Source organism: Micromonospora rhizosphaerae, from assembly GCF_900091465.1.
GTDB lineage: Bacteria > Actinomycetota > Actinomycetes > Mycobacteriales > Micromonosporaceae > Micromonospora > Micromonospora rhizosphaerae.
Genome location: NZ_FMHV01000002.1, coordinates 3,719,372 through 3,733,609, shown reverse-complemented (window position 1 = coordinate 3,733,609; position 14,238 = coordinate 3,719,372). Strand labels below are relative to the sequence as shown.

13 protein-coding genes and 4 pseudogenes are annotated in these 14,238 nt (G+C 71.2%); 13 read left to right on the top strand and 4 right to left on the bottom strand.

Annotated elements, in window-relative coordinates:
- The first annotated feature begins 261 nt into the window (after nt 1–261).
- The 9 genes and pseudogenes from GA0070624_RS17585 to GA0070624_RS35805 all read left to right on the top strand — a co-directional run bounded on the left by GA0070624_RS17585 (nt 262) and on the right by GA0070624_RS35805 (nt 9,094).
- A complete protein-coding gene (locus tag GA0070624_RS17585) occupies nt 262–2,445 on the top strand; it encodes a HAMP domain-containing protein (RefSeq protein WP_245718851.1) in 2,184 nt (727 codons plus the stop codon).
- Entirely contained in the window at nt 2,372–3,685 is a 1,314-nt protein-coding gene (pgsB, locus tag GA0070624_RS17580; protein ID WP_245718850.1) for a poly-gamma-glutamate synthase PgsB, read from the top strand. The genes GA0070624_RS17585 and pgsB overlap by 74 nt, the downstream gene beginning before the upstream one ends.
- Nucleotides 3,685–4,170: a poly-gamma-glutamate biosynthesis protein PgsC/CapC gene (locus GA0070624_RS17575; protein ID WP_091342490.1), complete on the top strand. Its 486-nt coding sequence runs from the start codon at nt 3,685–3,687 to the stop codon at nt 4,168–4,170. Before pgsB ends, GA0070624_RS17575 begins: the two co-directional genes overlap by 1 nt.
- A 39-nt stretch (nt 4,171–4,209) precedes the next feature.
- Complete coding sequence (locus GA0070624_RS17570) at nt 4,210–5,262, top strand: C40 family peptidase (RefSeq protein ID WP_091342488.1); 1,053 nt, start codon at nt 4,210–4,212, stop codon at nt 5,260–5,262.
- Nucleotides 5,263–5,495: 233 nt separating this feature from the next.
- Nucleotides 5,496–5,659: pseudogene (locus GA0070624_RS36875) on the top strand (IS481 family transposase); the annotation flags it as partial.
- 214 nt (nt 5,660–5,873) lie between these two features.
- On the top strand, nt 5,874–6,602 hold the full coding sequence (locus GA0070624_RS17565) for a C39 family peptidase (protein ID WP_091342486.1): 729 nt from the start codon (nt 5,874–5,876) through the stop codon (nt 6,600–6,602).
- Nucleotides 6,603–6,953: 351 nt separating this feature from the next.
- Nucleotides 6,954–7,565: a DUF6230 family protein gene (locus GA0070624_RS17560; protein WP_091342484.1), complete on the top strand. Its 612-nt coding sequence runs from the start codon at nt 6,954–6,956 to the stop codon at nt 7,563–7,565.
- Between the two features lie 72 nt (nt 7,566–7,637).
- Nucleotides 7,638–8,066: pseudogene (locus GA0070624_RS35810) on the top strand (DUF6114 domain-containing protein); the annotation flags it as partial.
- Nucleotides 8,067–8,293: 227 nt separating this feature from the next.
- A complete protein-coding gene (locus tag GA0070624_RS35805; RefSeq protein ID WP_245718848.1) occupies nt 8,294–9,094 on the top strand; it encodes a hypothetical protein in 801 nt (266 codons plus the stop codon).
- 27 nt (nt 9,095–9,121) lie between these two features.
- Here GA0070624_RS35805 and GA0070624_RS36870 read toward each other — a convergent pair.
- Nucleotides 9,122–9,262 (bottom strand): annotated as a pseudogene (locus GA0070624_RS36870) (heavy-metal-associated domain-containing protein); the annotation flags it as partial.
- A 191-nt stretch (nt 9,263–9,453) separates the two neighbouring features.
- Here GA0070624_RS36870 and GA0070624_RS36440 point away from each other — a divergent pair.
- The 4 genes from GA0070624_RS36440 (at nt 9,454) to GA0070624_RS17535 (ending at nt 13,483) form a co-directional block, all read left to right on the top strand.
- Nucleotides 9,454–9,579: a hypothetical protein gene (locus tag GA0070624_RS36440; RefSeq protein WP_281180986.1), complete on the top strand. Its 126-nt coding sequence runs from the start codon at nt 9,454–9,456 to the stop codon at nt 9,577–9,579.
- 35 nt (nt 9,580–9,614) lie between these two features.
- The gene (locus tag GA0070624_RS17545) at nt 9,615–10,391 is read left to right on the top strand and encodes an ABC transporter ATP-binding protein (RefSeq protein WP_091342481.1); all 777 of its coding nucleotides are present in this window, start codon (nt 9,615–9,617) and stop codon (nt 10,389–10,391) included.
- 1 nt (nt 10,392) lies between these two features.
- A complete protein-coding gene (locus tag GA0070624_RS17540; protein WP_091342478.1) occupies nt 10,393–12,921 on the top strand; it encodes an FtsX-like permease family protein in 2,529 nt (842 codons plus the stop codon).
- A 61-nt stretch (nt 12,922–12,982) separates the two neighbouring features.
- The gene (locus GA0070624_RS17535; RefSeq protein ID WP_091342476.1) at nt 12,983–13,483 is read left to right on the top strand and encodes a GNAT family N-acetyltransferase; all 501 of its coding nucleotides are present in this window, start codon (nt 12,983–12,985) and stop codon (nt 13,481–13,483) included.
- On the opposite strand, the pseudogene GA0070624_RS35800 reads toward GA0070624_RS17535, so the two are convergent.
- The 3 genes and pseudogenes from GA0070624_RS35800 to GA0070624_RS17525 form a co-directional block, all read right to left on the bottom strand.
- Nucleotides 13,484–13,742 (bottom strand): annotated as a pseudogene (locus GA0070624_RS35800) (hypothetical protein).
- On the bottom strand, nt 13,739–13,882 hold the full coding sequence (locus GA0070624_RS34815; protein ID WP_176731746.1) for a hypothetical protein: 144 nt from the start codon (nt 13,880–13,882) through the stop codon (nt 13,739–13,741). Before GA0070624_RS34815 ends, GA0070624_RS35800 begins: the two are co-directional and overlap by 4 nt.
- Before the next feature lie 26 nt (nt 13,883–13,908).
- Entirely contained in the window at nt 13,909–14,154 is a 246-nt protein-coding gene (locus GA0070624_RS17525; RefSeq protein ID WP_091342474.1) for a hypothetical protein, read from the bottom strand.
- Nucleotides 14,155–14,238: the final 84 nt, after the last annotated feature.

The window sequence follows — 14,238 nt, the reverse complement described above, 5'->3', positions numbered from 1 at the left end:
GCCCCTAGGCCCGAGGCGAGTCTGGCGGAAGGTCCGCAGCACGCTCGGGTTCATCTTGGCGGGGTGAGGTTTCTTCACCCCGCCCAGTTCGATGATCGGGATGACCGTGCAACTTCCGATGTTTGCGGAAGGGAAGAGGTCGGCATGCAGAGAAAGAGCAGAGGGGACCAGCCTGCGCCGGACCGGCGGACCGATCAGGGGGGGTTTCGCGGACGCGCTCCGGTAGCCGCGAGGTCGGCCGAGACACTGCCCCCAGAGCAGGTGGTCGCCTGGCGGCGACGGGCGCTTGACCAGCAGTTGCCGGCCGCCGGGTTTCCCGCGGGCTCGGGCGTCCCGTCGCTGGTGTATCTCTGGGCGACGATGTTCCTGGTGGCGGCGATCGTGCTGGGGTTCGCGATCAGCCATGAACGGGCGGTGCCTCCGGCCGTGGTCGATTCGCAGCGGGACAACGTGTCGAAGGTCGCCTCCTCCATGCGACTGACCATCAATCACTCCGTTGAGGACCTCGATCAGCGGGTCGCCTCCCGGCCCCCGTCGATGCCGGACGCCGAGCTTTCCAAACAGGTGGTGGGGGACGGGACGACCTGGAACCGGGCCGCGGTCGTGGAGACCGCCTCTCGCCGCCCGCTGGCGACGTACGGCCCGGGGTTGCCCTTCGAGCTGCTGCCGCCAGCGCTGCCGGTCAACGAAACGTTCACGATCACCACCCCCGAGGGCCCGGCGCTGGTTCACAGTATCGGGCTGGACGGCACGCGGACCCTGCTGGCGATGCAACCGCTCGACATCGACGAGGTACGACTGAGCCCCGACGCCCGACAGGGGGTCTTCCTGCTTACACCCGATGGCAAGAGCACCCTGATGCAGGGGGTCAGCGCCGTCCCCGAGGTTCATCTGCCGGTGGTCTTCCGCGGTCTGGCACAGTCCAAGTCCATCGAGGGCCACCCGATCAGGGTGACTGAGTGGTCGAACAAGCAGCTGGTCGTCTCCTCCGCTCCGGTGGGGGAGACCGGGGCCACGGTGGCCACCTTGATCGTGGCGGACGAGGCGGGCGGCACCTCCACCACGCACGGTGTCCTGCTCGGCCTGACCCTGCTGGCGATGGCGGTGCCGAGCTTCCTGCTGATGCGGGTAGCGCTGGTCCGCCCCGTCCGGTCGTTGCTGAAGCAGGCCAAGGCCAACGCCTGTGGCGAGGTCTCGGGCAAGCGGCACCCGCTGCGTGTCGCGGAGGCGCACCGCATCGCCCGGGCGCTGACCCTCACGTCCGGCGAACCCTCGAATGCCCGGGGCAGGCGGTGGCGGTGGCGGCCGACCGTGACGCAGGGCCTGGTCGTAGCCACCGTGCTGGCTCTGCTCTGGCCGGCAGCAGCCGCGGCTGTCACGCTCCGTGAACCTCAGCCGTCGATACCCGACCAGCTTGTCCGGGACGAGGAGAGCCGGGCCGAGGCGGCGAGCACTCTGATGGGCAAGGCGCTGAACAACGGTCTTGCGACCGTGTCCCGCCTCTCCCAGGCGGCCGAGGCCGGTGATCCGGCCCAGATGACCCCGCTTCTCGAGCATGAGCTGGCCGACAAACAGCGCTTCCGCGGCCTGTACGTGATGGACCCGAGCGGGTCGGTGGTCAGCTCCGCCGGACGTGAGCCGCTCCGGAACGAGTCGCTGCGGGGCGAGGCCGGCATCGATCTGGACAACCAGACCGCACGCGTCCCGGTGGTCTATGCCTTCCGGGTCGCCGCCAACGGCGTCGCGGTGGTCGGCGAGTTCAACATCGACTACCTGCTGAACATGCTGCGCGAGGTGGACGGGCAGGTGCGAGTCGTCGACGAGAATCTGCGCACGGTCTTCGACTCGGAGGGCTTCCGGGCCTTCCAGGAGTTGGGGGGTAACGCACGTAAGGCCGCCGGTGAGGCGCTGAAGGGCGGCACGGTCGGGCTGGCGCAGGCGCCTGACGGGCGTCCGGTTCTGATCGCCGCCGCCGGCGTGAACAAGCCCAACACCGTTGCGCCGTTGAAATGGTCCCTCGTGGTGGAGCAGGACCTGGCCGGGCTGCGGTTGCCGGAAAGCGACGGGCGGCGTTGGACGCTGCTGGTCGCCGGTGCTGCAGCAGGCGTCGTGCTGCTCAGTCAGGTGTGGCAGTACTTCATATTCGCGCGGCCACTGCGGCGGCTCGCCGGCGAGGCCGACAGGATCAGCGACGGCTCGGTCGAGGTGCCGATCCCGCCGCAACGGCACGACGACATCGGCGCGTTGGCCATGTGTCTGGAGATCTGCCGCCAGGTGCGGCACACCGGCTCCAGCCGCCTGGGGGGTGCGATCCGGCTGCGCGGTAAGGAGGACGACTGCACCGTCGTGCTTCCCGAGGTCGCGCAAGCTGATGCTGATCGGGCCGCGCCGTCGCCTGACGATCGAGCTGATCACTACCCCGCCGATCGAGACGAGAGGGATTGACGTGGCATACCTCTACATCGTCTTCGTCCTGTGCTGCCTGGCTCTGCTCGTCGGCGGGGTCGTCGAGCAGCGCAACCACTATCGCAACCTGGACAAGATCCCGAACGGCGTATTGGTCAACGGCATCCGGGGCAAAAGCTCGATCACCCGGCTCTGCGCCGGTGCGCTGCGGGGTGGCGGCAAGGTCGTGGTGGGCAAGACCACCGGCACCGCCGCCCGGTTCATCTTCCCGGACGCCAGCGAAGAGCCGGTCTACCGCAAGTTCGGCATCGCCAACGTGGTCGAGCAGATCGGCATCGTGCGGCGGGCCGCCATGTACCACCCCGACGTCTTGGTCATGGAGTGCATGGCGGTGATGCCGGCGCTGCAGGAGTGCAATCAGAGCAAGCTGATCCGATCCAACATCGGCGTGCTGAGCAACGTACGCGAGGACCATCTCGCTGAGATGGGGCCCACCTTGGACGATGTCGCGCGGTCCCTGAGCCGATCCATGCCGGAGGGCGGCGTCTGTATCACCGCCGAACGGGACCGGCTGGCAATCCTGCAGGAGGAAGCCGAACGGCGTGACTGCGAACTGATCCCGGTCGATCCCGAGTCGGTGAGCGACCGTGAGATGGACGGATTCGGCTGGATCACCTTCAAGGAGAACGTCGCCATCGCGCTGGCCGTTGCCGAGCAGCTGGGTGTCGACCGGCACAGCGCCCTCAAGGGCATGTGGGAGGCACCACCCGATCCCGGTGTGCTCTCCGTGGCCCGGGTGCTGCATGGCACCAAGCGGCTCCGGTTTGCCAACGTCTTCGCCGCCAACGATCCCGAGTCGACCATCATGAACATCAAGCAACTGGAGGATCAACAGCTGATCACGCGTCCGCTGACCATGGTGATCAATTGCCGGCCGGACCGGGTGGAACGCAACCGTCAGATGGGCGAGCTGAGCGCGCGGGTGCAACCGGACAGCCTCGTCCTGATTGGTGAGCCGACCAAGAGCGCGCGCACCAGCGTGCCGGCGGACCTGCAGGACCGGGTGGTCGACCTCGGCGGCAAACTCGTTCCGGAGCGCCTGCTGGCAGGTGTGACGGCAGCAGCGCCGGACGACTCCTCGATCGTCGCTGTTGGAAACATCCACGGGCAGGGTGAGGTGTTGCTCCATGAGCTAGCAACATTGCCGAGCTGGACCTGCGAGGACGGCTCCGAATCCGCCTCCATGCTTCGTACGCAGACCGGAGAAAGGATCCGATGATGACTTTCGGCGGAGAACTCAGCGCCCAGCTGGCCACCGCGAGCCTCGGCATCGGACTCGTGTTCGCGCTGCTGTGCTACCTGACCACCAACCTCTCGCCCGGCGGAATGATCACTCCCGGGTGGATCGCACTGACACTCATCCAGGACCAGCTGCAGGCCGTGATCATCGTCGGGATGACCGCCCTGACCTATCTGCTCACCCTGCTGATCCAACGGGTGGTCATCCTCTACGGAAAGCGGCTGTTCGCGGCGATCGTGCTGCTCAGCGTTCTCCTGCAGCTGACCCTGTTCGTCATCGTTCAGCAGGACCTCCCGCTCCTGTTCGCCCACCAGACCCTGGGCTTCGTCATCCCTGGACTGATCGCGTACCAACTCGTGCGTCAGCCGCCCAGGGCCACCGTCCTGGCGACCTTTGTTGTGACCGCGATCACGTTCGGTGTCGCCTACAGCGGCGTCGTCGCCGGTTTCGTGCCAGTTACCTGACCGATCGCCGAGAACGGAGTCGCGGAAGGAGAAGCAGGCATGAAGTACCGGACGTACCTCCGCAGACGAGGCGTCCTGCTGACCATCGCCGTGCTCGCCCTGCTGGTCGGCGCAAGCACGACCACCTATGTCGTGGCGCGACCGTCGCCGGCGGACCAACCGGTGCTCACCCTCGGCGGGGCGAAGGCGGACGGTGGCCCGGCACGCGGTGCTGCGGGCTACACCTATCAGCGGTCGAAGGACCCAGACCGCACCGAGATCATCGACTCTTCCGGCGAACCTGTCGCGGTCATGACCGACGGTGCGCGAACCGCGCACATCTACGGCCCGCCCCGGACGTTCGAGGAACCACGCTTCACCGACGCGAAGATCGAGACCAAGATGTGGGTTCGGCTCGCGCCGCAGGCCTGGCATGCCGGTGCCGAACAGGAGACGTGGTTCATCGACTGGCTCGCCGCGGCCCGCAAGGACCGCTCACCGGACGTGTTGGCGATCGCGTTTGAATACGTCGACGGGGCCCCGGTGAAGAAGGACAACCAAGGACAGCAGTATTCGGGTGACGCATCGTTCGGGCCGCCCGACCCTGCGGATCCCGAGGGCCGCGCCGAGCGGTCCGACTTCTACGACTACCTGGGTATGGGGTGGACGTTCCTCGACGGCAAGATTGGCGCGCCCGACCCGGCCCGCGCCCTGGCCCTGGATTGCTCCGGTTTCCTACGGATGGTCTACGGACACCGGCTCGGGTATCCGCTGCGCGGCACGAACACCCCGGGTGAGGGTCTTCCGCGTAGAGCCTATGCCATGGCCGAATTCGGTCCAGGCGTCCAGTTGATGCCCAATACCGGCCAGCGGGCCCGCGGCATCGACCGCCTGCTCCCCGGCGACCTGGTGTTCTTCAACGCCCAGCCGATCCCCACCGGGCAGATCGACCACTCCGGCATCTACCTCGGCCTCGACGACGGCGGGCACCACCGGTTCATCTCCAGCCGGTCCCAGACGGACGGTCCGACCATGGGCGACCTCTCCGGCGAGCCCCTCCTGGACGGTGTCGGCTACTGGCCGGACCGGTTCCGCACCGCCCGTCGGATCTGACCCGCACACCAAAGCCGGCTGACAGAAGGACGAGCTGATCGAGACGCTCGGCTGGGCTTACCGGCCGAGCGTCTCCCTCGTCTCCACCCGTCTCCGTTCATCCAACCTGAGGGCTTCCGCATCCAGCCCGGTGGTGGCCGGTGTGGGTCAGCGTGGGCCGGTCAGGCGGGCGTCGAGGCCGCCAACGTGGTCGGCCGGGCCATCATCGGCCGCCTCGTTCACCCCCGACCTGCCTGCATCCCCTCGCGTGGCTGGACCGCCCCAGCGGCCGCGTCGTACGCCGCTACAAACGCGCCCGGCCCGGCGAGCCGGTCCACGTCGACGTCAAGAAGCTGGGCCGGCTACGCGAGGCGCTGGCTGCCGCGCCCAGGGCCGCGACTCCGTTTCCGGCCGCCGTTGGCGGCGCTGATTCTCCCACTACTCGGCGAAGTTCGCAGCGTTTTCACGGACCTGGGTCGGGTAATCGGTGGTCGAGAGCCCGGCAGGCCGGTCGAGAGTCCGGAGAAGCCGGGAGTGTCCGAGGCACCAACGGCGTACCGCGGGCGCGCTCTCTTCCCCGCGGTACGTGCGCCTTCGATCCCTTGGAGGCGCCAACCCCGAGGAGCTTCACGATGAACTCGATTTACCGTAAGAGTGTTCTGTCCGTCGCTGGTCTGATGGTCGTCGGTGGCACCGTCGCCGGCCTGGAGACGGCCGCCGACGCCGCCCGGGTCGACAACCCGGACGTGGAAGCGCCGGCCGACAGCAACCCGGACGTGGGGGCGCCAGCCGACAGCAACCCGGACCTGGGGGCGCCGGCCGACAGCAACCCGGACGTGGGCCCGCCACCCGAGCCCCCGGGCGAGCGCGTGCTGGAGCACGCCTACCAGCGGCAGCCGAACTCCTACTTCTGCGCCCCGGCCGCGACCCGGATCGCGCTGTCCACCCAGGGCAAGGTCCTCAGCCAGAAGGAGATCGCCAACAAGCTGGGCACCACCCGGGCCGGCACCGCCTCGGCCAACGACACCACCCGGGTGCTCAATGAGGTGACCGGCGGTGGCTACGAGACCACCCAGATCAACGGTCCCGAGGCACAGCCGGAACAGGTCGACAAGCTGCGCGCTGACGTCGTCGAGGCGATCGACACCAAGCGCGGCGTCGTGGCCAACACCATGGGCACCGGGGTGGACGTCGACGGCAAGCGGCACTCGTTCCCCGGCGGGCACTACGTGAGCATCGTCGGGTACCGCGACGGTGGCGACACGCTGGAGATCGCCGACCCGTACGGGCGGACGAACCATTACTGGATGAGCGACGAGAAGGTCGCCACCTGGGTCGCCGAGCGCGGCTACTCCAGCTGACGCCGACCCCAACTGGCCGCTGGCCGGGCTCCCGGAGACGGGGCCAGGCCAGCGCCCTTTCCCGGTCGGAACCTGGCTACGGCCTGGTTCGCGGCGGACGGCCCCCCGAAACCAGCGCACCGGCGGAGAAGCGGGTTCCTGGCCTCACTCCGCTGTTGACGTTCCGTGACAACTCGGCCACCCTGGGTCCTCATCCTGTTAATATTTGGGTTGGACAGGCTCTCGTGCCCCCGCCCCGCACGAGTGCAACAGCACCGCACTTCGTTACCGCCGGTAACAGCCTCCGAGGCCCGGTGCGGGGCCTCACGTCCGTCCGGCCACCCCGCGCGACGTCCAGCCGGAGGAGGAATCGTGCAGGATCGGTTCGACAGCCCGGGTCGTACCCGGTGGCGGCGCTTCGCCGCCATGATGATGCCGGCCGCAGCCGTCGCCGGCGCGATCCTGTTCGGCATGACCAACGGCGCAATCGCCGCCTCGTTCGCCGTCTCCGGCCAGACGTTCAAGACCTCCGCCTCGGAGTTGCGCGGTAAGGGCTTTGTCCAGTTTGGTGGCGCCGCCCAGGAAATCGACGGCACGAAGCACCCAGTGGCCGTCACCGGTATTCGCGACGCGCAGATCTTCGACCTCTGTCAGTCGGTGAAGGCGCCCGGGGCTCCCGTCGTGCTCACCATCACCGCAGGCGGCGATGGCAGGCCCGCCACCGCGAGTGACCTGTTGATCGACGTGGAGTCGCTCGAGGGTGACACCACGTTCGGGAACATCAACATCGGACAGGACGCGTCCACCCTGAAGGGCGGTCCCGACGGCGCCAAGGGCGACCCGAAGGCCTTCGGCCAGCAGGCCGACTCGGTGACCATCAGGAACCTCCGCCAGGTCGCCCGCTCGACCCACGCCGGGACGTTCAACCTGACCGGCCTGAGGCTGAAGGTCAACGCCGGCGCGGCCGCCAAGGAGTGCTTCTGAGCTGACCACCTCGGGCCGCTGAGGGCCGCTGGCCCGTCCGGCCCGCGACCCCTCACCCGGCAGGAGGCGTACGTGACAACCGCCGAACTGCAACACGCCCAGCCGAACCGGTTCCGCGACGGATGGCGCGGCTTCCGCCGGTGGCGGCGGGCACGGCCGTTCTGGGGCGGCCTGCTCACTGCGCTGGCCGGCCTGGAGATCTTCGGCACCGCCAAGGTGTCGCTCGGTGGGCTCTCATTTCAGATGGGACCGACCGGCTTCCTCTCCTGGTTGATCCCCGCCATCCTGGTGACCTCCGGGCTGCTGATGTGGCTCAGCCCGCAACATCGGACCTTTTACGCCGTGGTCACCGTGGTAACTGCGCTCTTCTCCCTGATCGCGGTGAACCTGGGCGGCTTCTTCCTCGGTCTCCTGCTCGGCACCGTCGGCGGTGCCCTGGCATTCGCCTGGGTGCCGGGCGCTTACCGGGCCGCCCGGCCTGGTGGCTCGTCGGCGGACGGCGGGACGCTGCGGGACGACTCGCCCCGCGACCAGGCGACGCGGGACGAGGCGGCCGAGGACCAGACAATGCGGGACGAGGCGGCCGACGGCCAGACGACGCGGGACGAGGCGGCCGACGACCAGACGGTGCGTGGCGAGCCGACGGCCGGTGGGAGCCGTGACCTGCGGGGCCCCAACACCGCCGCTGGCGCGCCGATCGCGAGCAGCTGGCGCTCGTCAACGAGCTGATGTCGGGCGGGGACGGCATCCGGCCCCGCGTGGCCCCGCCGGCGCCCGCCCGGTACGAGGAGACCGGTCGGCCCGGGATGCTCCGGCGAGCCGGCGGGCCGGAGGGGGCATCGCCGGGGCCCGGGCGGCGCGATCCCCGGTTCTTCGCGATGCTGATCGGGCTGCTCGGGCTGCTCGGCTGCGCTGCCGCCGTGGCACTCGCGGCGCCTGACCCGGCGCTGGCATGCGCCCCGGCAACGGACGTGCCGCCGTCGATCGAAGCGGCGACCGCCCGGCCGACGGTTCCCGCCACCGACTGCACCACCCAGAAGCCGACGCCGAGTCCAGGCGGTGTGGGGGTGCGGAAGCGACTGCCGTGGATCGCCGCCGAGCCGGGACAGCCGGTGGTGGCGGCGACCCCGTCGAAGCTGACCGGCTCGGCGATGACCATAACCGGGCTGCGCATCGAGGGCATCGTCGACCTGCCCGTCACCGAGGGCACCCTGAAGGCGTTGAAGTTCACCGTTGACCACGCGGTCATCGACCACTTCCTGCTCCGCTCGCCCGGACCGGCGGGTAAAACCATGCGCTTCGCGACCGACCGGTTGACCGTGCAGGGGGACTTCGCCTTCTACGCCACCCACTTCAGCGGCCGGCTTCTCGGCATCGAGATCACGCTGACGCCCGAGCTGCCGTTACCCGGCGTCATCCCGATGACGTCGGCCAGCCCGATCACCTTCACCGACCCGGCCATCGACCTGGCCTACGTCACCAGCGAGATGCTGGCCGCCCGGCCGAAGTTGAAGCTCACCCTCGACTGACCTCACCACGCCCGCCCGGCGCAGTGCGGCCGGATCCACCTCCCCGCCCACCCGCAGCAGGCCGGCGTCGGCGTCGAATTCCAGCGACACCACGCCGGGCAGGTCACTCACCCGCCGGCTGATCGCGCGTACACACGGCCGGCAGATCCCGGGCGGCAGGGCCACCATCACCACCTGCGTCGATTCCGCAGCGCGTGCCGTCGGGTCGTTCCGTTCCACCATGCCGCCAGCCTGATCGCGGCCGCTGGCGGCGGTCTGTCCATCCGCTGTCCGGACCGGCCGGATGGACGGCCAGCGTCCGGACAGCGCGTCCGGTGACTCTCCTCGTGTCACAGATCCGACCTGACCGAGGAGTCGCCATGAACCACCTTCTCACCGCCGAGCTGATCGAGCTGGAGCGCGCCGAGCTGGTCCGCCGGCTGCGCCGCGACCGGCACGCCGCCACCGTTCGCGCGACCCGCACCCCGCCGCGCCGCGCCCGCTGATTCGCCCTCCCCGCTTCACCGACAGGAGATCCCTGATGACCACGAGCACGGCGCCCGCACCCGCCACCACCACCGCCGCCCAGGCGCGCAACGTCGTCCGGACGTACGGTCGCGGCGACGCGGCCGTCCGCGCCCTGGACGGCGCCACCGTGTCCATCCCGGCCGGCCGGTTCACCGCGATCATGGGGCCGTCCGGTTCCGGCAAGTCGACCCTGATGCACGCGCTGGCCGGGCTCGACCCCGTCGACTCCGGAGAGGTCCTGCTCGGCGGCACCGACCTGGGTCGGCTGAGCGAGCGTCGGCGCACCCTGCTGCGCCGGGACCGGATCGGCTTCGTCTTCCAGGCCTTCAACCTGGTGCCGACCCTGACCGCGCGGGAGAACATCGTCCTGCCGCTCACCCTGGCCGGCCGCCGTCCCGACCCCGAGCGCCTGGCCCACCTGGTCGCCACCCTCGGTCTGACGGACCGGTTACGGCACCGACCAGGGGAACTCTCCGGCGGACAGCAGCAGCGGGTCGCGGTGGCCCGCGCCCTGGTCACCCGTCCCGAGATCGTCTTCGCCGACGAGCCGACCGGCAACCTCGACTCGCAGGCGGCCGAGGCGCTGCTCGGCTTCCTGCGGCGGGCCGTCGACGAACTCGGACAGACCATCGTGATGGTCACCCACGACCCGCACGCCGCCGCGTACGCCGATCGGGTGGTGTTCCTCGCCGACGGCCGGATCGACGGCGAACTCGACGCACCGACCGTGCCCACCATCCTGTCCCGCATGGCGCGCCTGGCCGCGCCCGCAGCCACCGGAGCGAACTGACATGTGGCGCCTGACTCTGCGTACCACCCTCGCCCGCCGGGCCCGGCTGGCGCTCACCCTGCTCGCGGTCGTCCTCGGCGTCACCTTCGCCACCGGCGGCCTGGTCCTCACCGACACCTCCGGCCGGCTGCTGGACGACCAGTTCCGCACCGCGACCGCCGGCGTCGATCTGACGGTGCGGGACGCCGTCGCCTTCGACTCCGCGATGGGCGTCGAGGTCGCCCGGGATCCGCTGCCGGCGGCCGTCCCGGACCGGGTCGGCGCGGTGCCCGGCGTGGCCACCGCCCGGCCGCTGGTCCGCGGCCAGGGCCTGCTGGAGGTGGCCGGCAGGCCGGTCGTGCCGACCGGCGCGTCCCTGCTGGCCTCCTGGGTGCCCGCGCCGGTGGGGGCGTTCACCGTCCGCGGCGGCCGACCGCCCGTCGCCGACGACGAGGTGGTGATCGACGAGGACACCGCCCGCAGTCAGCGCATCGGGCTCGGCGACATCGTCACCGTCCGGGCGACTGACACCGCCCGGCTGCGGGTGGTCGGACTGGCCGGGTTCGGTGACCGGGGCGGCCTGCCGAACAGCACGGTCGCCCTGGTCACTCTCTCGTCGGCGCAGCGCCTGCTCCGGCTCGGCTCCAACGTCTCCGAGGTGGCGGTCGTCGCCGCGCCGGGCGTGGTCCCAGAGGACCTGCGGGACCGGATCACCGCCGCCGTCGGCCCCGGCTACGAGGTCGCGCCGAGCCGGGACATCGCGGCCGCCGGCGCGGCGGCCGCGCGGGACCAGCTGGGCTGGCTGCAGCTGGTGCTGCTCGCCCTGGCGGCGGCCGTCCTGCTGGTCGGCGCGTTCCTGATCGCCAACACGTTCTCCATCGTCATTACCCAGCGGACCCGGGAACTCGCCCTGCTCCGGGCCGCCGGTGCGACGGCCGGGCAGGTGTTGCGCTCGGTCCTCGGCGAGGCGCTGCTGGTCGGGCTCACCGCCTCGGCCGCCGGGCTGGGCCTCGGCGTCGCCGCCGCCACCGGCATCCGGGACCTGGCCAGGGCGTTCGGCGTACCGCTGCCCGAGGGCGGGCTGGTGCTGACCCCCCGCACCGTGCTGGTGGCGTTCGCCGTCGGCGTCCTGGTCACGGTCGGCTCGGCGGTCGGCCCGGCGCGGCGCGCGGCCGCGGTGGCGCCGGTCGCGGCGCTGCGCAGCGCGGCCGCCGCCCGCACCGGACGGGTCCGGGTCGTCGCCGGTGCGCTGGCTGCCGCAGCGGGCCTGGCCGCGATCGCGGCGGTGCTCGCCGCGGACGCTCCGGTCCCGCTGCTCGGCGCTGCCGCCGTGGCCGCCGTCGTCGGTCTCGCGCTGCTCGGGCCGGCGCTCACCCCCGCCCTGGTACGCCTCATCGGCCGGCCGCTGGCCGCGGCCGGGGTGCCCGGACGGCTGGCCACCGATTCGGCCGCGCGCACCCCGCGACGTACCGCGGCGACCGCCCTGGCGCTGGCCCTCGGGCTGGCCCTGATCAGCTTCATGGCCGTCCTCGGCACCTCGGTCAAGAGCTCCGTCCGGCAGTCCTACGCCGAGGTGATCACCGCCGACCACATCGTGGAGAGCGCCCGCAACGAGATGCTCGGCGGCCTCTCCCCCGCCGTCTACGACCGGATCAGCCGACTGCCCGAGGTCGCGGTCGCGTCCCGGCTGCGCTACGGCCACTGGCGGGACGGGGACGCGACCCGCGCCCTCACCGCCGTGGACCCGGCGACGCTGCCCCGGGTGGCGAACCTGCACTTCACCGCCGGCAGCCTGGCAGCGCTCACCGGCGGAGGAGTCGTGCTGGCCGAGCAGGTCGCCCGGGACCGCGGCCTGGGCGTCGGGGACCAACTGCCCATGACGTTCTCCCGCACCGGCACCCGTCCGCTTCCCGTCGTCGGGCTGCTGCGCGACGGGGACGCGCGGGCGCTGTCGACCGACTACATCATCTCGCTGGACACCTTCGCCCGGCTGTACAGCGAGGAGGTGGACGCCAGCATCCTGATCAGGACTGCCGACTCGGTCGACCGCGCGGGCGCCGAGCGGGCGATCAGGGCCGCCCTGGCCGACACCCCGACCGCGCAGCTGCGGGACCAGGCCGCCGCGGTCGCCGGCCGGACCATGATGATCGACCAGGTGCTCGGTCTGGTGACGGTGCTGCTGATGCTGGCCGTGCTGATCGCTCTGCTGGGCATCACCAACACGCTGGCCCTGTCGATCACCGAGCGCACCGCGGAGATCGGGCTGCTCCGGGCGGTGGGGATGACCCGCCGGCAGCTGGGCTGGATGATCCGGGCCGAGGCGGTGCTCGTCGCCGCGCTGGCCAGCGCCCTGGGGATCGCGCTGGGCGGCGGCTTCGCCCTCGCCATGGTCCGCGCGCTGGGCCGGGACGTCCCGACCGTGCTGGCGGTGCCGACCGGGCGGCTGCTCATCGTGGTGGCCGTCGCCCTCACCGCCGGCCTGCTCGCCGGCCTGCTGCCCGCCCGCCGCGCCGCCCGGCTGGACGTCCTCGCCGCCATCGGCACGCCCTGACCCGTCGCCCCCGGGTGGCGCCGGCGCTCGCCGGCGCCACCCCTCCTGAAAGGAGAAGACCATGACCCACACCGTCACCATCCGCCCGGCCGGTCCGGCCGACGCCGGCACCGTGCACACCCTGGTCCGGGAGATCGCCGCCCACGAGGGAGACGCGGCGCACGTCACCGTCACCGCCGCCCGCTGGGCCGAACTGCTCGGCCGGGACGACGTCACCGTCCTGCTCGCCGAGCGGGCCGGCGCGCCGCTCGGCTACGTCTCGGCGCAGCGCCGCCTGCACCTGTGGTCCGGGCGCGACATCCTCGCGCTGGACGACCTCTGGGTCCGGGCGGCCGCCCGGGACGCCGGGGTCGGGCGGGCGCTGATGCTCGCGCTGGCCCGTACCGCGGCCGACGACGGGCTCGTCATCCGCTGGGAGGTCAAGCCGGAAAACGCCGCGGCGCAGCGGTTCTACCGGCGGCTCGGTGCGCGCCTCTTCACCAAGGTGATCGCCGGTTGGCGTCCCGAGAGCTATCTGCCGCTGCTGTCGCCCGAGCACGACGGGGCACCTGCGCCGGCTTAGCTACTGGCGGGCTTGGGGGGCCGGCGGAGCGTCGTCGGCCTCTCTGGCCCAGCCGAGGAAGCGGCGGTGCAACACGCCGGCTGGCGTCCACGGCATGTCCTCGGTGGCCGGTACTAGGTAGGAGCCGAGGGTAAAGGGCCAGCGACACCGGAGCGTCCGCATACTCCGCCCGCAGCTCCCGCTTCCGCGTCGGGCAGGGCCAAGGCAGGTGGCACCCTCCGCAGCTCCAGATCGGCATGACCGGGCCATGGGTGGTCACCGAACACTCTCAAGGAACCGGGCCGTGATCGTTCGAGCCTGCCGGCTGGTCGCCACCGGCAGGTGTCGTCGGGCGAGGGTCAGGGCGGCCGCGAACAGGTACTCGTCGTACGAGACGCGCTGCCCGCCTGGAGCCGACATGCCATGACGGCGGGCCCCCACTCGGCTCACCGGTGACCCCTCGTCCCGTAGCCGGTGCGCTGGCCCAGCGTCATCGGCACCGTCGGCACTATCTGCGTCGGCTCGCAGTACCACTGCGTTTCGCGCAACCGCTTCGCTTGGTCGAGCAGCCGCCGCTGCGCCTCCGCCTGTTCGGTCGTCTGGTACCGCTGCCCGGTGCCCGACGGTGGCGGCGGCTCCGGCCGCCGGAGCAGCCACCGCACCAGCTTGCACAGCTCGGACCAGATCGCCACAGGTTCCGCCTCCTCGTCGAGCCTCGGGAGGCGGCGGCGGGGTCTTGTCAGGCCCTATCGTGAGTCGGGCCTTGAAAGAACCGC